Origin of the sequence: Brunnivagina elsteri CCALA 953 (genome assembly GCF_002289455.1) — a bacterium.
Taxonomy (GTDB): domain Bacteria; phylum Cyanobacteriota; class Cyanobacteriia; order Cyanobacteriales; family Nostocaceae; genus Brunnivagina; species Brunnivagina elsteri.
On sequence record NZ_NTFS01000068.1, the window covers coordinates 1 to 20,725 of the forward strand.

Annotated in this window: 17 protein-coding genes and 1 pseudogene; 13 read left to right on the forward strand and 5 right to left on the reverse strand. The window is 38.6% G+C overall.

Features of this window, described 5'->3' with window-relative positions:
• Nucleotides 1-42 precede the first annotated feature (42 nt).
• From CK510_RS08635 to CK510_RS08645, 3 genes are all read right to left on the reverse strand, one after another.
• Entirely contained in the window at nucleotides 43-279 is a 237-nt protein-coding gene (locus CK510_RS08635; RefSeq protein WP_342745947.1) for a GxxExxY protein, read from the reverse strand.
• A 61-nt stretch (nucleotides 280-340) separates the two neighbouring features.
• On the reverse strand, nucleotides 341-1,534 hold the full coding sequence (locus CK510_RS08640; protein ID WP_095721319.1) for a pre-peptidase C-terminal domain-containing protein: 1,194 nt from the start codon (nucleotides 1,532-1,534) through the stop codon (nucleotides 341-343).
• 224 nt (nucleotides 1,535-1,758) lie between these two features.
• A complete protein-coding gene (locus CK510_RS08645) occupies nucleotides 1,759-3,156 on the reverse strand; it encodes an amidohydrolase (RefSeq protein WP_095721320.1) in 1,398 nt (465 codons plus the stop codon).
• Between the two features lie 146 nt (nucleotides 3,157-3,302).
• On the opposite strand from CK510_RS08645, the gene CK510_RS08650 reads away from it, so the two are divergent.
• The 3 genes from CK510_RS08650 (at nucleotide 3,303) to CK510_RS08660 (ending at nucleotide 5,049) form a co-directional block, all read left to right on the forward strand.
• Nucleotides 3,303-4,079 (forward strand): cysteine hydrolase family protein, encoded by a 777-nt coding sequence (locus CK510_RS08650; RefSeq protein ID WP_095721330.1) that lies wholly within the window; start codon nucleotides 3,303-3,305, stop codon nucleotides 4,077-4,079.
• 141 nt (nucleotides 4,080-4,220) lie between these two features.
• On the forward strand, nucleotides 4,221-4,664 hold the full coding sequence (locus CK510_RS08655; protein ID WP_095721321.1) for a cupin domain-containing protein: 444 nt from the start codon (nucleotides 4,221-4,223) through the stop codon (nucleotides 4,662-4,664).
• A gap of 16 nt (nucleotides 4,665-4,680) precedes the next feature.
• Entirely contained in the window at nucleotides 4,681-5,049 is a 369-nt protein-coding gene (locus CK510_RS08660; protein WP_245911976.1) for a WD40 repeat domain-containing protein, read from the forward strand.
• 563 nt (nucleotides 5,050-5,612) lie between these two features.
• On the opposite strand, the gene xisF is transcribed toward CK510_RS08660, so the two are convergent.
• Together xisF and CK510_RS08670 are read right to left on the reverse strand one after the other, a co-directional pair.
• The gene (xisF, locus tag CK510_RS08665) at nucleotides 5,613-7,022 is read right to left on the reverse strand and encodes a fdxN element excision recombinase XisF (protein WP_095721322.1); all 1,410 of its coding nucleotides are present in this window, start codon (nucleotides 7,020-7,022) and stop codon (nucleotides 5,613-5,615) included.
• 51 nt (nucleotides 7,023-7,073) lie between these two features.
• Nucleotides 7,074-7,490 (reverse strand): annotated as a pseudogene (locus CK510_RS08670) (AAA family ATPase); the annotation flags it as partial.
• Nucleotides 7,491-8,264: 774 nt separating this feature from the next.
• Here CK510_RS08670 and CK510_RS08675 point away from each other — a divergent pair.
• The 10 genes from CK510_RS08675 (at nucleotide 8,265) to CK510_RS08710 (ending at nucleotide 20,682) form a co-directional block, all read left to right on the forward strand.
• Complete coding sequence (locus CK510_RS08675) at nucleotides 8,265-8,690, forward strand: RpnC/YadD family protein (protein ID WP_373695793.1); 426 nt, start codon at nucleotides 8,265-8,267, stop codon at nucleotides 8,688-8,690.
• Nucleotides 8,691-8,785: 95 nt separating this feature from the next.
• Nucleotides 8,786-8,938 carry an Rpn/YhgA-type helix-turn-helix domain-containing protein gene (locus CK510_RS31625; RefSeq protein ID WP_158224866.1) on the forward strand — a complete coding sequence of 51 codons (153 nt, stop codon included), beginning with the start codon at nucleotides 8,786-8,788 and terminating at the stop codon, nucleotides 8,936-8,938.
• 442 nt (nucleotides 8,939-9,380) lie between these two features.
• Complete coding sequence (locus CK510_RS08680; RefSeq protein ID WP_095721323.1) at nucleotides 9,381-13,379, forward strand: magnesium chelatase subunit H; 3,999 nt, start codon at nucleotides 9,381-9,383, stop codon at nucleotides 13,377-13,379.
• Nucleotides 13,380-13,598: 219 nt separating this feature from the next.
• Nucleotides 13,599-14,213, forward strand: a complete 615-nt coding sequence (locus CK510_RS08685; protein WP_095721324.1) for a hypothetical protein — start codon at nucleotides 13,599-13,601, stop codon at nucleotides 14,211-14,213.
• Between the two features lie 268 nt (nucleotides 14,214-14,481).
• Nucleotides 14,482-14,694 (forward strand): type II toxin-antitoxin system HicB family antitoxin, encoded by a 213-nt coding sequence (locus CK510_RS08690; RefSeq protein ID WP_095721325.1) that lies wholly within the window; start codon nucleotides 14,482-14,484, stop codon nucleotides 14,692-14,694.
• A gap of 325 nt (nucleotides 14,695-15,019) precedes the next feature.
• On the forward strand, nucleotides 15,020-15,262 hold the full coding sequence (locus CK510_RS08695; protein ID WP_095721326.1) for an AbrB/MazE/SpoVT family DNA-binding domain-containing protein: 243 nt from the start codon (nucleotides 15,020-15,022) through the stop codon (nucleotides 15,260-15,262).
• Nucleotides 15,259-15,615, forward strand: a complete 357-nt coding sequence (gene mazF / locus CK510_RS08700) for an endoribonuclease MazF (RefSeq protein WP_211293131.1) — start codon at nucleotides 15,259-15,261, stop codon at nucleotides 15,613-15,615. Before CK510_RS08695 ends, mazF begins: the two co-directional genes overlap by 4 nt.
• Nucleotides 15,616-15,622: 7 nt before the next feature.
• Entirely contained in the window at nucleotides 15,623-16,198 is a 576-nt protein-coding gene (locus CK510_RS08705; RefSeq protein ID WP_095721328.1) for a Uma2 family endonuclease, read from the forward strand.
• Between the two features lie 348 nt (nucleotides 16,199-16,546).
• Nucleotides 16,547-16,681, forward strand: a complete 135-nt coding sequence (locus tag CK510_RS33900) for a hypothetical protein (protein WP_281256995.1) — start codon at nucleotides 16,547-16,549, stop codon at nucleotides 16,679-16,681.
• Nucleotides 16,654-20,682 (forward strand): DUF2157 domain-containing protein, encoded by a 4,029-nt coding sequence (locus tag CK510_RS08710; protein WP_095721329.1) that lies wholly within the window; start codon nucleotides 16,654-16,656, stop codon nucleotides 20,680-20,682. The genes CK510_RS33900 and CK510_RS08710 overlap by 28 nt, the downstream gene beginning before the upstream one ends.
• Nucleotides 20,683-20,725: the final 43 nt, after the last annotated feature.

Sequence of the window (20,725 nt, forward strand, 5' to 3'; positions counted from 1 at the left end):
ATGAGACCTCTACTCAAACTGGTGCAAGCCTGATTGAGCAAGTCATGTCTTAGATTCAAGAATCTCAGTGGCTTCAGCCCTGAGAGTGTCAATTTCTACCATTAAATCTAGCCGATAAACACAATCCAATTGTACTTCTTCATAAACAAGAGGTAGTGGAACCTGCTTATTTACCTTCAATCCTTTCTTTTTCAACTCATAATACAAACACTCCTCATAAGCTGATTCTAACAAACCTGCACCCAAAACTGTATGTACCCTCATTGCACAACCAATTATTCATCCACTCAAATCATTCTCATACATTCTCTGCGCTTACCTCTGCGTTAAAATACAATAATTAACTACTTGTGACTATTTCATCCAAAGTAGTATTAAATGAATAATTGAAGCTATTCTGAGAATTTGAACTTGCTTGGATATAGTACTCACCAAAAGTAGAATCGCGCAGATTATTAAATTTCCAAGTTGCAAAGAAGCTATTGTAATCGAAACGTGATGGTGTAATTTCTTCCCCTGCGTCAAGTTGAGCATTTCCATCCAAATCTTGGAATAATTTGAAGTTAAGATTGACGGTATTGATATTTCTCAGATTCATTGTGGAACTGCTAATAGTCAGATTACTACCAGAACTAAAATTACTAGCGATTTTCCAAGTATCAATATCTCCTGCACCAATTGTATCTTCTAAAAATACCTTTCCCCGCAGCATACTTGGGTCAGATGATGGTATCAAGGAGATGGGTAATGGTTGTGCTGTAGTTGCTTCGTTTCCTGGTTCCTGATAGGTGATAGTACCAAACTCCAGGTTGTATTGGGTTCCTTCTCCCGAAAAAGGTGCATCTACTGCTATATAATAGGTTCCACCTGGTAATATTCGAGTTATTGCTTCCCTTGGTTGACCAACTAATGAAGATGTATCGATTTCATTACCCGTACTGTTATAAAGTCGCAAATCAATATCTCCCCCCAATCCAGTTGCTTTCAGGTCTGCGATCGCATTTGTTGTATCCAAGGTAAACTGGTAAATATCGGTGCGATCGCTTTGGTCAACCCAATCGCTATAGGTTGAAGTTATTGGATTACGACTTTCGGAGTTGGATAAATTAAGAGAAATTACTCTCGCATTACTAAAAGTATTTCCCGCTAAGTCTATTGTTGACTTTCCTGCTGGATTTTGCTGTAGGTTGAGTTCATAAGCCGCTTCTCCTCCGTCAACATACCACACTCGGACAAAATACTCTCCGCTTTCTAAATTGATGCCGTTATTAAACTGGGAATTTGCATCAATAATTTGTGATGAAATTATTTCTCCGGTATATATTTGCTCGTTCGAGTTTGTATCATGAATAACATCTAAACCAACACTAGATGTTTCAGTTGCTAGTGACAGGTTTACTGTACTCGATCCACTGAGGGAAAATTTGTAAAAATTATTAGTATCACCCAAGTTTGATACTGTACCTGAAAGTGTCTGGGAAAATATATCTCTATCTCTTGCCTGTGCTGATGTATTACCTGCTAAATCGGTCATTGTTATGCCTATATTTGTTAATTTTGACACCCTAATATCCACATCTCAATAATGTGAATAATTCAATCAATCATTGAAACATGATGATTATACAAGTATTTATTCGTAGGTTAAATGAAGTTTTTACAGATTTTTTAATATCCCCAAAAGTCGGGGATATTAGTTTTTAGGAGTACTCTAGTTATGTATAAAGACATACTAGACTGTAATTTTATGTATCTTTTTTACAATCCCATTACTAAGCGATAATGTGCTTCTAATTCAGCCACAGTTTTAGATTTTCGTTGGGTTTGCCATTGACTATTTTTAAATAATTCTTGGCGCAAATTATCAACATCAATAGTTGTAACTTTTCCATTAGCAACAACTTGCTTTCCATTCACCCAGGCACTATCCACTATATTAGTTGGACGACCAAGAACCAATAAACCAATAGGATCGGTACGGGGTAATAACGATAAACTTGTTAAATCATAAAGTACTAAATCAGCTTTTTTCCCAACATCTAAAGTACCTAATAATTCCCCCATATTTAATCCAATAGCACCACCCAAAGCAGCCATTTTCACAGATTGACGTGGTGTAATCCAATGCTGATAATCAAAGTCGGTTACGTTGTGTAAAATCGAACCAATCTTAATCGCTTCAAGTAAATCTTGGGAATCGTTGCTGGAAGCACCATCACAACCAAAGGAAACATTTACCCCAGCTTGACGGTATTTTAAAATTGGAGCAATTCCACTACCCAAACGCAAGTTACTCAAAGGATTGTGAACAACAGTCGATTTCGTCTCAGCCAGAATTTTAATATCCCCATCAGTCAAGTGAACACAATGCGCTAGGGATGTGCGTGAATCTAAATAGCTAATGCGCTGCAAATGCTCAACTGCGGTACAACCATATTTTTCCTGGGCTAATTTCTCTTGTGCTTTAGTTTCCAATAAATGGGAATGTCGGCAAAGATTATATTTATCGCTTAATTCGGCACATCCTGTAAACAAAGCATCTGTACATAACTGGATTCCCGTGGGAGCAACCAAAATGCTCATACCAATATCGGGATTATGAAACAGCTTAACAGCCTCTTCAAGAATATCCAAAGTAGCTTGAGTCGAACGAAAATAAGCTTCGTGACTTTGCTTTGTATCCCCCGAAGGAATCCCCGCAGTCAGAGATTCATCTTGAATCAATGGTGCGATAAAAGCACGAATACCCACCTCCTGATAAGCACGTACAGCAGTTGCGATCGTTTCCAGCTCCTTCCCAGGAATTAAAACCAGATGATCGACAACGCTAGTACCACCAGAAAGCAGTGTTTCCACAGCAGTACCCAACGCACTTAAATAAACCTTTTCGATATCCAGAGGGGCAAAATCGTAAAGTTCTGCTAGCCACAATTCTAGGGGAAACATCGACATTATTCCCCGTTGCCACATTTCTGAAGAGTGAGTGTGTGCATTGATAAAACCAGGAAGCAACAGCTTATTATCAGCAGGCATTGACGTACCAACACTCTCAACCTGGGGAGAAATAGTACTAATTTTCCCATCTGAAACCCCTACAGATAGTGTCGTGTAATCATCCTGTGTGGCAATTAAAGCATTCTCAATAGTAAAGTCCATGATTGTAACCTTAATTAAGTAATTAGACTCAACAAACCATTTTCGAGTTAAAAAAGAGTTGGGAGTTAGGAATAAAAAGTCAGGAATCAGTAATCAAGAAATATCTAATTCCAATGCCCAATCCCCTTTCTCATTTACCAATTTTTATGAATCTACCCCTTCGGAAACTAGGAATAGCACCTAATGCTTGGACAGTAAATCAGGAAATAGCAGATATTACACGTCCATCAGAAACCCCACAACCCGTTATCTTAACAACTGCTACCAAACAGGTACGTGTCGATTTGGCAAAAACTGCTATTCTCGTGATCGATATGCAAAATGATTTTTGTCATCCTGATGGTTGGTTATCACATATTGGTGTAGATGTCACCCCAGCAAGACAACCGATTAAACCCTTGCAAAATTTATTACCCATACTCAGACAAGCAAATATCCCGGTAATCTGGCTAAATTGGGGAAATCGTCCCGACTTGATGAATATTAGCGCTAACTTATTGCATGTATATAATCCTACTGGTGAAGGGATTGGACTATGCGATCGCTTACCTGTAAATGGGGCAGAAGTCCTCATGGAAGGTAGTTGGGCTGCTGCTGTAGTCGATGAACTCGAACAGTTACCCCAAGATATTAAGGTGAGTAAATATCGGATGAGTGGATTTTGGGATACTCCTCTAGATAGTATCCTTCGTAACCTGGGACGTACGACAATACTGTTCGCTGGTGTAAATGCCGACCAATGTGTAATGGCTACATTACAAGATGCTAATTTTTTAGGTTATGACTGCATTTTAGTTGAAGATTGTACTGCGACAACTTCACCAGAATATTGCTGGCAGGCAACTATATATAATGTGAACCAATGCTTTGGTTTTGTCACCGATTCGCAAGCAATTAAAAAAGTTCTTGGTGATGGGAAATGAGAGATTTAAATTAAGGAATTTGAATTAAATAAAATACCATTATTGATTTTGTAGATTAATGTTGGGTTACGCAAAACCCCCACCCAACCTACAAATTAATACTAATTAGATACAATCCTCAATTTAACAGGAGATAATTAAATGTACATGAAAAGTTGTGTGATTCCAATTGTTAAATCTCCCAAAGATTACCAAACCTATCGAATTAGCCCTCAAGATAGTAATCGATTAGCAATTATCTTTGATACAGCCAGTGCGAACACTTCTTTAACTTGTTGTATCGAAATTTTTGATGTTGGTGGACAAACCCCTCCAAATCGCCATCAATGGGCTATAGAAATGTTTTTTGTTCTCAAAGGTGAAGGAGAAGCTCTTTGCGATGGTAAGAGTATGCCAATCAAAACCGGAGATAGTTTATTAGTCCCGCCAACAGGAACTCATATGATCAAGAATACGGGTTCATCGCGTTTATATACATTAACAATTATGGTTCCCAATGAAGATTTTTCTGAGCTAATTCGTAGTGGAATTCCAGTAGAATTGGACGAAGAGGATATGTCAGTATTAGGTCGATTAGCTGCGTGATTTTTATATACTTGTCGTGGTTCGCGATCGCACAATTAAACTATGGGATAAAGCAGATCGAGAACTAAAAACCTTTGTTGGACATGATAACTCGGTCATGAATCTCAGTTTTAGCCGCGATGGTAAAATCCTTGCTTCTTCCAGTTTTGATGGTACGGTAAAAATATTGCATCTAGACAAAACAAAACTGCAAACCTTAGATTTGAATAATCTGTTGGTTTACAGTTATGCTTGGTTACATGATTACCTTCAAAATAACCCAAACATTATCGCAATTCTAAGTATTTTTAATTTTTGTAAATATTTTTTTTCTGGTTCTACTTCTGGTATTATTAGACTAATTGAATATCTTGACTTTATTATAATCGAGTGGTCGTACTTGTAAAAATTTGGAAAATTTTCGATTATTAAATATTTGTCAACTAAAAAATAACTATACCATAAATAACCCCCTATTTTTTCTTTTTTTAAATAAAATTTACAAATATTCCATCTTGCCTCCATATCAATAACATATTTCATCATGGATTTGTGCAAGATAGTGCCTTTCTGCGGATGTAGTGACCTATGCGACAAAGCAGTCTTTGATGACTAAGGTTGGGTGTCAGCGATCGCAATAGACATCGACCGAATTTAATTATGCGTTCCCCAGAACCCTTGTCGTGCCTCCGCAATGCTACGTCTCTACATCTTTTCCGGAGATGTCTAATCGATAATCACAAATTTTGACATTCATCGCTACCTTCTGCCAAGCCCCCTATTTCGTCTTCACTGCTGCATTTGGGTAATCTGCATCTTAGTTCTTCACTAACAGAAATTTTTCATTAACGAACTAACATAAAAACAATCGGATCGATACAGAACAATGACGATTTCCAAAAAAGTAGCAGATATCTTATGGGCAGCAGCAGAGAGATACTTAGCATCTCTGCCAGAAGAGGAACGAAATCAAATTTTGAGTCGTGCGGCGAACAATTGCGCTCGATCTGCCACTGAACAAACCACTTCCTCGACTAATTCATGAAATATGGCAGTTAGTTCCTCTCTGGTGACTACTTCCCAAAACCCCAAACTAGCGGCAATGCCACGCAAAACCTGGGTTCTGCTGGCATCTGCTACTATATCTAGCTCTGAAGTTTTTAATAAACCTTCTAATTTTTGTTCTTTAATCTTGATTGTGCTGTGAAAGTCGGGGTCATTTAGTCGCTTCAGCTTCAGGATTTGCTGTTGTAACTCCAGTATCTCGATTGGGACTACTTCTGTGGTTTCGACTGGCATATTATCAGCGAGACTTTCAGCCTTTTGCTTTAATGCTTGAATCGTATTATCGATGGCATCTTCCAACCGAAAATAAGTTCGCACGTCACATTTTCTCAGTTGACGTGGTTTTGGATATGCACCTGGACATTTCAAGTGTTCGTAAGTTTTACCATTTATTTTTGTCGATCGCTTCTCCATCGTCGAACCGCACTTAGCACATTTACATAATCCCACCAACGGGTTTGTACTATACTTACGCCTACCACACGGATGGATAGCCAATATTTGTATTATCTGCTGATGTTGTCCAAGCGATATAATCCCTTCATGGGTTGATTGTAAAGTTAACTTTTTATCGGAATTAAACGGGTAATAGCAAACCATCCCACATAATTGAGGATTTTCCAGCCATCGACGGAATGAGGATACATCTCTGGGGAAATCTTCAAACTTAAATTTACCAACACGCTCTAACCCATATTTCTCAGTTAATTTTCTAATACTTTTTGATAATTCCCCTGACTCGATAAATATTTCAACACATTCACGAGCAACATCAACATGTTTTTTATCTGTATCCCTGTATTGCTTAGTATTCGGGACAACAGTATCACCATCTTTAACAAAGCCAAATATTGCTTGGTAAATCTTTCTCTTTTCTTGAAAATACCTGTGTCCTTGAGTGGCGTTATATCGATTTTTATCCCTAACCTGTGCCGACATTGCCGCTAGTATGCGACTAGTAAATAGTCCCTCTGGAGTCTCTAAATCCAAACTCCCACCATCAAGAAATATTAATTCAACCCCAAATTCCTGTAATTCCTGACGGGCTACTTCCCAACCCAAAGCCGATCGCGTAAACCGATCGAAACATGGAACAATAATTTTATCGACTTGGCGCGATCGCACTAACTCCAAAACCCGGTTATATCCTTTGCGCTTCTCGCTAGCACCTGATTCTATATCCCAATGTATTTGTTCTTCTGTTAAACCGTACTGCTTCAACCGATGGATATAACGTTCCAAGCCGTGCCCTTCTGTATGCTGCCTCTGGGTACTAACTCGACAATATCCCAATGCCCTTGATAAATCGCGCATGATCGACGCAAAAATAACGATTCACCAATAATAACTAATTTAGTGGCAGTTAGCGAAACCGCCACAAACAACGTCACCTAATACGTCGTATGATACGAAGTCTAAGTCTTGGTAAGCTCCGTTTTCTTCGAGGAAGTTGATCGCAGTGATGATACCACGTCCAGCGCAACCTACACCGGGTTCTGGACCACCAGATTCTACGCAACGAACGTTACGGAATCCGGTGAGCATGACTTCTTCGAGTTCGATATCTTCAACTGCACCACGTTCAGCAGCCAAGTGTAATACGGTGGTTTGTGCCTTAGAGTGAAGCATCAAACGGGTTGAGTCAGCTTTTGGATCGCAACCAACAATGAGAATTCTTTGTCCCATTTCTGCCATGGCTGCGAGGGTGTTTTGGGAGGTAGTGGATTTACCAATACCACCTTTACCGTAAAATGCTATCTGTCTAATTTTTTCTTCCGACATGATGGATTTTTCTCCTGTAATTGTTTGATTTGGTTGGTTTGCGGGGTTGTGTAGTCGAAGTCCGTCGTTAGACATCGCTCTCAGTTTATCTACAAAATTATGGCGAAATCCAAAAATTTTGCGGTTAAATGTTACGAAATGCGATGTCTTTAACAAGCTGCTTCACATCTATGTAATTTGAAGTGATTTAGAGCAGTCTGTCATAGTGAAGAACGTTATTAGGTAATTAAAACCAGTAACGCTCGTTTTGAACACTTTCGGAAGTGTCTAGATGCCTACACTGCACTATTTTTTGTATCTCTCAGATTTGCGACTTAACTATCAGCCGGAATTTTGATTGATGCGAAAAACATGTGGGCTTCTATGTCTCTATTAGAGTTAATTTGAGGTGTTTTCGCTGTACATGTTAATACAAATAAAACTTTTTTAGATGTATTCAACTTTGCTTTAATTCAGGTGATTACTTCTGTCAAAAAGGAGGCTATCTGTGGCGCTTTTATTCCTCTCAGGGTTACTCATATTTGATTTTCAGGTAAAGCCTATTTGGATTGATGGAGTTTCATCAAAGGAAATCATGGATTCCCATACTTAAAAAGTATATTTTTAAGTGACAGCTTATACAAAAGCTATATGATGCAAGAAACATGGCTGATATAATTCAATTCCATGTACGATCCAGTCTGTAAATTTCTCTCTGAATGATTTTCAGCCGATTTTGCCATTATTCTCCATGTAGAATTTCAAACCGAACCAGAAGTCAAAATTCCCTTTCGTATGACTGATTACCGCTTGCGGACATATCGGAAGTTTCCCCGAAAGCAGATGCACCAGGTTGTAATTTATTTAAAACCTAGCGAATCCGAGTTAGTTCACCAAACAGCTTTTACACTTCAACGTACTCGTCACGAGTTTGATGTAATTCGACTTTGGGAACAACCAACCGATTTATTCATGAATTCTCCTGGTTTGTTACCTTTTGCAATCCTGAGTCAAACCCAAGATAAAGCTAGAACATTACAAGATGTTGCACAAGCGATTGAAAGAATCGATGATTCTCAAATTCAAAGTAATGTTGCAGCATCTGCATCAATTTTAGCTGGGTTAGTATTAGACAAGGAACTAATTCAACGAGTTCTACGGAGTGATATTATGCGCGAGTCTGTAATTTATACTAAAAACGGGTTACAACTATACTTTTAGATTGCGTAAAAATCTTAAAGATGCAACATAAGTCAGCATGACAAAAGTTCAGTTTTTACCCGTGGGCAGTATATCAATCAATTGAAGAAGAAGCAATGCAAAGAGGACTTGAACAAGGACCCAAGGAAGTTGCAATCAATATGCTCAACAAAGGTATTGCGATCGCAATTATTGCTGATGTGACTGGTTTAAGTATTGAGCAAGTTCAGGTATTACAATCTACAACAACAGAAAATCCCGATTCGTAGATTTACTTAGCATAAAAATTATAAATTTATCTCCAAGGGTATATAGACACTCTTGGATTTTTATGTTTTTAAGTTGAGTGTTTGAGAAAGAATGCGATCGCAGTTTCTCTACATAAAGATAAAAGGTAAAATTTATTACAACTTAACTTCCAAATAATCATATAAAAATTTAATCACTAAATAACTATCTAGATTTGTAACGAAAAATTATTATTTATGTGAGTGTTTACTTTCTGCTATTCTAAACTTCTGTAACAAAAAAACTCAGTTTTTATATCGTTTTGTGTCAAACAGGCGAAAAATAGGGCATTATGAAGACCTTTTCTGATAAAAACTTCAATAGTGACCCAAATTGTCTGAACATAAAGCATGTAGGTCTGCTGATGCTTACCATCCATGTCCTTTTCAAGAAGAGAACACGCATTTAAGGAGCTTCGTTAGCATGTTCACTCATGTCAAGTCCACCATTCGTCATATTGCCCCCGATGATTTGCGGGGACGGCATTTTCTCAAGGTGGTCTATGTAGTGCTAGAGTCGCAGTACCAAAGTGCTTTGTCGCAAGCGGTTCGGGAGATTAACGCTAATAACCCGAATATTGCGATCGAGATTAGCGGCTATTTGATTGAAGAACTTCGCGATCCAGAAAATTACGCGGAGTTTAAGCGGGAGTTGGAAACCGCAAATATTTTTATTGCCTCATTAATTTTTATTGAAGATTTAGCGCAGAAAGTAGTTGAAGCGGTACAGCCAATTCGGGATAACCTCGATGTTGCGGTTGTCTTTCCATCGATGCCTGGGGTAATGCGACTCAATAAAATGGGTAGTTTCTCGATGGCACAGTTGGGACAATCGAAAAGTGTGATCGCGCAGTTCATGAAGAAGCGCAAGGAAAAAGCTGGTTCTGGCTTCGAGGATGGAATGCTGAAGCTATTGCGGACACTTCCGACTGTGCTGAAGTACCTGCCAATGGATAAGGCACAGGATGCACGGAATTTCATGCTCAGTTTTCAATATTGGCTGGGTGGTTCCCCGGAAAATCTGGGGAATTTCCTGTTAATGTTGGCTGATAAGTATGTATTGAAGGATGTGGATACGCGAAATTTTGTCTCTCCTGATACCCCATTCAAATATCAGGAACCAGTTACATACCTGGATATGGGTGTGTGGCATCCCCTCGCGCCTAACATGTATGAAGACGTGCGGGAGTATCTCAACTGGTATAATAGCCGCAAAGATATTCCCTCAGATTTAAAAGACCCTTTAGCGCCTTGTGTTGGTTTAGTATTACAGCGTACCCACTTGGTAACTGGTGATGATGCCCATTATGTGGCGATAATTCAGGAATTGGAATCATTGGGTGCGAGGGTAATTCCTGTATTTGCTGGTGGTTTGGACTTTTCTAAGCCCGTCGATGCCTATTTTTATGAGCCGACTACTAAGCAAGTGCAAGTGGATGCGGTAGTATCTTTGACTGGGTTTGCTTTGGTTGGTGGACCAGCTAGACAAGACCATCCGAAGGCGATTGACTCCCTCAAACGCTTGAATCGTCCGTATATGGTGGCGTTACCTTTGGTATTCCAAACTACCGAGGAATGGTTAGAGAGTGACTTGGGTTTACACCCGATTCAAGTAGCTTTACAAATTGCGATTCCCGAATTGGATGGTGCGATTGAACCGATTGTGATGTCGGGTAGGGATGGAACAACAGGGAAAGCGATCGCATTACAGGATCGAGTCGAAGCGATCGCAAACCGAGCAATGAAGTGGGCAAGTCTCCGCAGAAAGCCCAAATTACATAAGAAAGTCGCCATTACTGTGTTTAGTTTCCCCCCCGATAAAGGGAATGTGGGAACTGCTGCTTACCTAGATGTATTTGCTTCCATCTATGAGGTAATGAAGGCACTCAAACAAAACGGTTATGATTTGCCGGAGTTACCTGAAAGCGCCAAAGACTTGATGGAACAGGTGATTCACGACGCACAAGCACAATACAACAGCCCGGAATTGAATGTTGCTTATCGGATGTCGGTTCCCGAATATGAGGAATTAACACCATATTCCCAACGTTTAGAGGAAAATTGGGGACCACCACCAGGACACCTCAACAGCGACGGACAAAATTTACTTATCTACGGAAAACACTTCGGTAACTTATTTATTGGTGTTCAACCAACATTTGGTTATGAAGGCGACCCAATGCGGTTGTTGTTCTCCCGTTCCGCCAGCCCTCACCACGGTTTTGCGGCATACTACACCTACCTAGAGAAGGTTTGGGGTGCGGATGCGGTATTACACTTCGGAACCCACGGTTCGCTGGAATTCATGCCTGGTAAACAAATGGGGATGTCGGGTGATTGTTACCCCGATAATTTGATTGGTAGCATTCCCAACTTGTATTACTATGCAGCAAATAACCCCAGCGAAGCCACCATTGCTAAACGTCGTGGTTACGCGGAAACAATTTCCTACTTGACACCTCCGGCAGAAAATGCTGGTCTGTACAAAGGATTAAAGGAACTCAGCGAATTAATTGCTTCCTACCAAACCCTCAAAGATGGTGGTCGTGGTATTCCCATTGTGAATACAATCATGGATAAAGCGCGGATGGTCAACCTCGATCAGGATATCGAGTTACCAGAAACCGACGCAAAAGACATGACCCAATGCGATCGCGATAATATTGTGGGAATTGTGTACCGTAAATTGATGGAAATCGAATCGCGGTTATTGCCCTGCGGTTTACATGTCATTGGCAAACCACCCAGCGCAGAAGAAGCGATCGCAACGTTGGTAAATATTGCTAGTTTAGACCGTCAGGAAGAAGAACTTCTCGGTTTACCCAGAATTATTGCTAACAGTATCTATCGCGATTTGGAAGAGATTTACAAAAACAGCGATAAAGGGATTTTGAAGGATGTGGAACTCCTGCAAAACATGACCTTAGCAACCCGCTCTGCCGTAGCAGCCTTGGTTAAAGCCCAAACTGACACAGAAGGTCGAGTTTCCCTAATTTCCAAGCTGAATTTCTTCAACATGGGTAGAAAAGAGCCTTGGGTGGAATCATTACACCAAGATGGCTACACCAACGTTGATACCGATTCCCTCAAAAAGTTATTTGAGTATTTGGAATTCTGCCTCGAACAAATTTGTGCAGACAAAGAACTCGCTGGATTATTGCGCGGTTTAGAAGGCGAATACATTTTACCAGGACCAGGTGGCGACCCCATTCGTAACCCTGATGTACTGCCCACAGGTAAAAATATACATGCACTCGACCCGCAATCAATCCCCACCCAAGCCGCAGTCCAATCAGCGAAAATCGTCGTTGACAGGCTTTTGGCAAGGAACATGGCAGAAAACGATGGAAACTATCCCGAAACCATCGCCTGCGTCCTCTGGGGTACAGATAACATCAAAACCTACGGGGAATCACTAGCACAAATTATGTGGATGATTGGTGTTCGCCCGGTTGCTGATGCTTTGGGTAGAGTAAACAAGTTGGAATTGATACCACTTGCCGAGTTAGGTAGACCCCGCATCGACGTAGTAATCAACTGTTCCGGAGTCTTCCGAGATTTGTTCGTCAACCAAATGAACCTCCTCGATCAAGGGGTAAAAATGGCTGCGGAATCTGACGAACCTTTGGAAATGAACTTCATCCGCAAACATGCGATCGCACAAGCGGAAGAAATGGGGATTAATTTGCGTCAAGCAGCGACAAGGGTATTCTCCAATGCGTCGGGTTCCTACTCCAGTAACATCAACTTGGCGGTAGAAAATAGCACATGGGAAAACGAAGGTGAATTGCAGGAAATGTATCTGAAGCGGAAATCCTTTGCATTCAGTGCGGATGATCCGGGGATGATGCAAAACTCGCGGGAAATCTTCGAGAAAACCTTGAAAACTGCCTCAGTCACATTCCAAAACCTGGATTCTTCGGAGATATCTTTAACAGACGTATCCCACTACTACGATTCTGACCCAACAAAATTGGTAGCAAGTCTACGTGACGACGGGAAAATGCCAGCATCATATATGGCAGACACCACCACAGCAAATGCCCAAGTGCGATCGCTCTCGGAAACCGTGCGTTTGGATTCCCGTACCAAATTGTTGAATCCCAAATGGTACGAAGGGATGCTGAGTCATGGTTACGAAGGTGTCAGGGAGTTATCCAAGCGATTGGTGAATACTGTTGGTTGGAGTGCAACAGCAGGTGCTGTTGATAACTGGATATATGAAGATGCGAATACCACCTTTATGGAAGACAAGGAAATGCAGGAAAGGTTATTGAACCTGAATCCTAATTCGTTCCGCAAGATGGTGACGACGTTGTTGGAAGCAAATGGACGCGGTTATTGGGAAACCAGTGAAGAGAATCTCGATAGATTGCGTGAATTGTATCAACAAGTTGAAGATCGGATTGAAGGAATCGAATAATTTGGTTTTTGAAAAACCATTAATCTAACCTAGAGACGCGTGCGATCGCGTCTTTTTTTTATTTTGAAAGAGCATACATATTTATCTAGTTATACTTGCTTAGTAATCCTAATCTAAAGCCTAATAATATACATAAACGATAATCCAATGTTAGAAAATTTAGAAAAGTGGGAATACTCAAGTTTGAGTACACTTTGCTGAAATTAAGCATAATTAGCCATGATCATTAATTGTCCTCATTGTAATCAGATAGATAAGGTTAAAAAGATAAGTTCCATATATTCTTCAGGTATTTCTAATGCCCAATTATCAGGAAGCTTTAATTTAAATGCTTCTACTCAAACCATTATTAGTAGTGTTTTTACCCCGCCAACAAAGCCAAAAAAGCCTTGGGTTTCCCTAAAGGCTGTAAAAAAATCTTGTTTTTTTTCTAGTTTGTGTGTTTTGTTATCACTCCTGGGCATGTCTCTTATAAGAGCTTTTTTCTATAATGAATTTCTAATAGGTTTATTAGCTTGGGCTTTCTTCTTTAGCGTAATTGCTTTTGTCGCAACTGCAACACTTATTTCCCTTCGATTGTCAAACAAGTTATACGATTTATCTGATGTATATATCTATTCGGGTAATTCTTATCAAGAACATATAAATAGCTGGCAGCGTGCATGTGATATATGGAATAAAATATATCACTGTAGTAGGTGTGATATAGTATATAATCCTGCTAATAAGAAGGAAGTATATCCTACTTTACAAGTTGATATTTTTTGGAAAAATTTCGTATATATCAATCCAAAACTAATCAAATTTATCAATAAAGTAAACGATTACATATAGTATAGTAGAATCAGAGTCTCTATAGTTTATAAATTAGCATATTGGGCTGAATGTAGTGGGACAGAACATTAATAATTATCAAAATGTCTCTGTTATAATTTTTGACTCACAACTGCCAAATAGTTAGGAATTACAACTTCCGAATCTTAAAAAAAAATTGATGTCAAATTAAAGGAAACTATAATTGTAGATACAGAATATACACACAATAGAGATAGCAAACTGCTGTAATTGCAGAAGTTCGAGCCAAAATAGAGCTTTTGATATTATGAAACTACGTTATAAAATTAACATTTATTGGAGCGAAGAAGACCAAGCATTTATTGCCGAAGTACCAGAATTAGCTGGTTGTGCTGCTGATGGGGAAACTTATCAAGAAGCACTCAAAAATGTAGAAATTATTATGCAGGAATGGGTAGAAACTGCTCAAGAATTAGGACGTATTATTCTTGAACCAAAACAAAGACTAATATCAGCGTAAAATTTACAATCTTTGATTAGACTCGGTATAGTCGATTATCGCAAATTGATTTAGCTACAATTGTAGATACATAGTATATACACAAGCGCGATCGCACCTGTAAGGTATGGATAATGCGATCGCGTAGCGACTCCTGTGGAGTATCGTGCTAAAAAGCTTGAAAATGTTGATATTTACTTATCTGGGGAATTTTTTCCCCCTTGCTGAACTTGTGCGATGTAACAGACGAGCCATTTTATCAATTATGTTGTTTAAATCCCAATATCAATAATCGAGCTACAATGTAGATACAGAGTATATACATCATGCCGCTCGAACAAACAAAATGTTTACAAACATAGCCAAATGGGGAAATAGTCTAGCAATTCGGATTCCTCAAAATCTTGCTAAGGAAATCGATTTAGCTGAGGGTTCGGAAGTCGAACTAGAAATTATTGATGGAAGTTTGGTATTGAAACTAAGTAAACGCAAAAATTATTCTTTAGACGAAATGGTTGGAGGAATAACACCAGGAAATCTGCATGGAGAAATTCATAGTGGTGCAGCTAAAGGGAAGGAAATTTGGTGACAGAAAACAATCGAGAAACTAACATTTATATTCCCGATCGCGGAGATATTGTTTACTTAAATTTTGACCCAATTAAAGGTCACGAACAAAGAGGACGAAGACCAGCTTTTACGGTTTCACCAGCTACATATAATTGTAAAACATCTCTAGCTTTATTTATGCCTATTACAAGTCAACAAAAGGGTTATCCATTTGAAGTAATATTATCAGAAAGAATGAAAATTAGTGGAGTTATTCTGACAGACCAGATAAAATCTTTGGATTGGCAAGCTAGGAATGTTGAGTTTGTGGAAAAAGTCAGCCAAAATTTAATTGAGGAAGTGCAAGCAAAAATTGAACCTTTGATTTTTTGAGGATGGGATGGAAGCTTTAATAGTAGATTTCAAATCAGTTATCGAGTTAACAGACGAGCAATTTTATCAATTATGTAGTTCAAATCCTGATGTCAGATTTGAGCGCAATGTAACAGGGGAATTAATCATTATGCCACCAGTTGGGGGAGAATCAGGAAATAGAAACGGTAGAGTCAATCAACAATTATTTAATTGGTCAGATATAGATAGTGCTGGTATAGCATTTGACTCATCTACAGGTTTCAAATTACCGAATGGTGCAGAGCGATCGCCTGATGCATCTTGGGTTAAATTGGAAAGATGGAATGCATTAACTCCGGAACAGCAAACCAGATTTTTACCGCTTTATCCAGATTTTGTCATTGAGTTACTTTCCCCAAGTGATAGTTTGAAAGTTACTCAAAAAAAGATGGAGGAATATAAAAGTAATGGTGTACATTTGGGTTGGTTAATTAATAGAAAATTACGAAAAGTTGAGATTTATCGGATTGGTCAGGAAGTGGAAGTTTTAGATAATCCTATTAGTTTGTCTGGTGAGGATATTTTGCCTGGGTTTGTGTTGAATTTAGATGCAATTTGGTAAGGAAAATATTAAACAAACTCAGGAAACCGGGTTTCTCTCAAAGCAAGTATGACTATCTTTGACTCAACACAAATAGAAACCAGGTTTCTCCCATCACCAAATGCTTTATGAAACATTGATTTTTTGGGGTTATCGCGTTAGGGGAGAAATTGGGTTTCTTGGACTTTGCATATTAATTTGAGATTTTTCGTGAGGGGAGAAACCCAATTTCTAGAGAATAGTTTTATTGCACTTCTCAGTGTGTTGTCAAAGATACAAGTATAAAAATCTGGTTGTTGAAATTGGGTAGGCATAATTTGCTACTTTACACAAACTGTCACAGGTAATGCGAAAATCTAATCGCAGCTCATGAATATTAAATTTATGGATGCGATCGCTTTTGCCTTCATATTGGTTCTTGACTGGTTTAGATTAGTCTTGCATCTCCTTTCTTACCTAGCTGGTAGCTACAGTTTATGTCGTCCAACTTTGAACAATCACTGAATATTAATGTCAGGCTTCCATCCTACCATCCCGATTTGCTGGTAGGAATCGAAATCTGGCTGGAATTAGGTTTAATTTCTGACTCTCAAGTTAGGCAAATATGCCGAGAACATTTGGTTTGTCGTTTGCAGAAACAACCTGATTTTATCCCGGAAAAAACTGTACATAATGTAGAGACTTTACCTGCAAGCTCTTTAAAACCAGAGAAAACACAACTACCAAAAAAACCGGATGTCCTAGCTGGGATGTTGCAGTCACTCAAGGCAGAATTGAGTGTGCGCTGGTTACTATTTTTAGGTATCTTCTTAGTAGTTGTTTCGTCGGGTTTGTTAGCTGCGAGTCAGTGGGAAAGGTTTCCGATTTCGGGGCAGTATGGAGTTTTACTTGTCTATACTTTAAGCTTTTTTGGGGTGAGTTTTTGGGCTGGGAAGCAACCAAATTTGAGGTTGACGACGCAAGGTTTGTTAGTTGTCACTCAATTGCTAATTCCGGTGAATTTTTGGGCTATTGATGGGTTTAGGTTGTGGCAGAATCCGTTGGGATGGTTGGTAATGGCTGTTGCATTTGTAACTCTAACTGGCACTGCTATTGCGATTGGGAATAGTCGGTTAATTAATACTAATTTGCCTAGTCGGAATTTGGGATTATTTAGTGGTTTAAGGGTTATTAATATCCTGGGGTTGTCATATTTACATTTGGGTTGGAGTATTCCTGGTTTTTCTTTAGTTGCGATTTATATTGCAATGATTGGAACCAGTTTGATTAATGTTTATCAGAAATCTTTAGAGATAAATCAAGAAATTCAACGAGTAGATAATCAAGAAAGAAAAAGGGGTATTCATTTACCTGTTTTTTTAATTATTTGTGCTTTAGGTTTGTTGTTATCACGAGGTATATTTGTTACTGGTGTTGATATTACTTTATTAGGACTTGCGATCGCAATCTGTGGATGGTTGGTGACTCGGTTAGGGGAAGTTGGGGAGGAAAGAGCTTCGTTGTCTCCTTCTCTGGCGTTTCCTTGGCAGTTTATCGGTGGTGTTTTAATATTTTTGGGTTGGGTTATGTCTGTTGTCTCCCATCCCGCACAAGCTCTTGCTGTGAGCGCTTTGGGTTTATGGATTTTGGCTAAACGTTTGCAATTGTTTAGTTTTAAATCGGATTTTACAACGATATTTTTAATTGGATTACAGGCTAATTGGTTAATATGGCGTTTAGTACCTGTTGATTTACAGTTACAAATAACTACAGTTGCGATTAAATTTACAAATTTGCGTAGTGATTATTGGGGATTGTGGAGTTTGGGTTTATTCCCTTATTTGCTGGCAATTGTCGCTTTTAGTGAATATTTTCGCAGGTTTCATAGTATTTCTAAAAAAATTGCGATCGCAGATTTTAGCGAACGAGTTAGTTTAGTTTTTGGAATTCTGTTAACTTTTCTTGCAGCTTCTAATTCTGGATTACTTTCTTTAAATCTTGTTTTCTCTGCTATTACTCTCGCTGTTGTTACGTATCGGAAACACAAGAGGCAAAGAGAAAATTCTAATTATGTGTTTTCTCCTAATATTATCTATCTTACTCATGTCACTGCAATACTGGCATTTTGTTCTTGTATTAATTGGGGAATACCCACACTGCGATATGAATATTGGGCGGCAATATTATTAATTTTAATGGTGGGAGAATGGATATTTAGCGTTGGTGCTGGAATCTGGAAACGTAGTGCTTGGTATGCTGGTTTTGGATTAGGTGCTATTAGTTTTTATTTGTTACTAGTAACTATTAATTCTAATTTATCTGAGATTTATTCTAAACCATATTATTGGTCTACAATTTGGTTGGTGACTCCGATAACTTTAAGTGCAATTGCAAGTCGTAGTACAGGGGTAAAAGGAAGAGTAAATAGTGTATCAAGTGTTATTTCGTTGTGTCTTTCCCAGTTACTTACTTTACCGTTAACAAAGACCAGATTAATCGGTTTAGGTGTTGCTGCTGTGTTGATGTTGGTAAATACTGGTTATTTACAAAGTCAGGAATTTGCATTAATTACAGTTGGATTTATTCTGGCATTTATTGGGGTTGTATTGTGGGAAGGGATACCTGGTTTAGCTTTACTTTCAATATCGGGTTGGTTTATTGTTAGTAGCATTATGATTCTTGGTTTATGGATGACACGTAAATATTTACTGAGTCGTAGCATCCAAAATTCAAATAATAATCAAAATTCGTTATCTCAAGTTAATTCAATTACCGAGGAAAATCAAAAAACACCCTTATTAAGAGGAAGATTTATAATTTATGCGAAAGCGACAAATAAATGGGGTTGTATATTATTTGGTATAGAATTATTAGCTTTAACCTTACATTCTGTCGGGGTTTATCAAGGTCTTTTCACAGCAGATATTTTCTACATTCTTGCTGCTTTCATCACCTTATTATCTGTAACCTTCCGCAGTTTGAATGAACCGAGTAACTGGGCATTCTACGGTATTGGTTGGTGCTTAGAATTACTTGCATCTGAAGCATTAGCATTTGGTGGCAGAACAACAATAAAAATTGCGATCGCAAATATTGCTCTGGGTTTAGCAAGTCAACTTTTTGGGGAATGGTGGAAACGAAAACACCGTTTGCAGGAACTTCCCAGCAGTTTCCATGTTTTACCGATTATCTATGCATTATTTAGCGTTGTGTTGCGTTTCAATACTTTCACCACTTGGACAGGATTATATACCCTTGGTGTGGGATTAATTCTCATTGGTGTTGGTAGACGCAGACAAGCATTAAAACCTCTGCTCTACTTGGGATTAATTGGGGTTTCACTTTCTGCTTACGAATTTCTATTTTACCAAATGCTACAAGCGCAGGGAGGTGCGTACGGAGATACTTTAATTGCCATGTCTGCATTAGGTGCAATTATTATGTATGTATATCGTATCTTGTCACCTTGGTTAATTCAATATTTACGACTCACGAAACAAGAAATAGAAGCAGTTGCCCATTATCATTGGGGATGGAGTAGTTGTTTATTATTAATTGCAATTATTTCTCCTGTTGAAATTAATCGCTTTATTGGTTTAGGAACGGGTACATTTTTAGCACGTTACGCAATATTTCAAGGTAGACTTTCTAGTTCTTTAACTAATTCTCCAACTAATTCTTCAACTAATTCCATTCCTGGTTTTACTGGTAGTGAAAATTGGGTTTATTTGGGTTTATTAGAAATCGTAGCAGTCGGTATTTTATTGCGAGATTTACCAATAGGAAGATTATTTGCCCAGCAATTATTACCTTGGAATGGTGCGATCGCATGTATTGTTGCCTATTTCCTCTACATTTTACCGTGGCAGCGTTGGGGATGGTCAAAAACACCTTGGCAAAATGCTGCATATATTTTGCCATTGGGAATTGTGGGAATTACTTGGTTGCAAGTTTATCCAGTTACTTTGTTAATTACGGCTGGATTTTATTGTTTAGTTGCGAGGATGAATAATTACTTCCGCTTTGTTTATATCAGTGTTGTTTTGATGGATTGGGCACTTTTCAAATGGTTTTACGATTTACGTCTTACTAATGAATTATGGTATGTTGCGATTATCGGTTTATCCTTACTTTTCATTGCTCAATTCGATCCAGAATTAAAATTAACCCAACAGAAAAATAACCGTCATTATTTGAGGTTATTAGGTAGCGGAATTATTTGCGGTTCTGCTGTCATCTTCCATCAAGATACTGCTTTAATTCCCAGTATTATCGGTATCATCTTCATTTTTGCTGGGTTAAGTTTGCGTATTCGTGCGTTTCTTTATGTTGGTACAGGTGCATTTTTAATTACTGCAATTTATCAATTAGTAATTCTGAGTTTGCGTTATTCATTCATGAAATGGGTTATTGGTTTATGTGTCGGTATTCTGTTTATTTCTATTGCGGCTAATTTTGAAACAAGACGGGAACAACTAACTTCTTTATTCAGCAATACAAGTAATGAATTTAATGAATGGGAGTAATTTATATCCCGGTAGCATAATAATAAAAGAACCCCACCCTAAC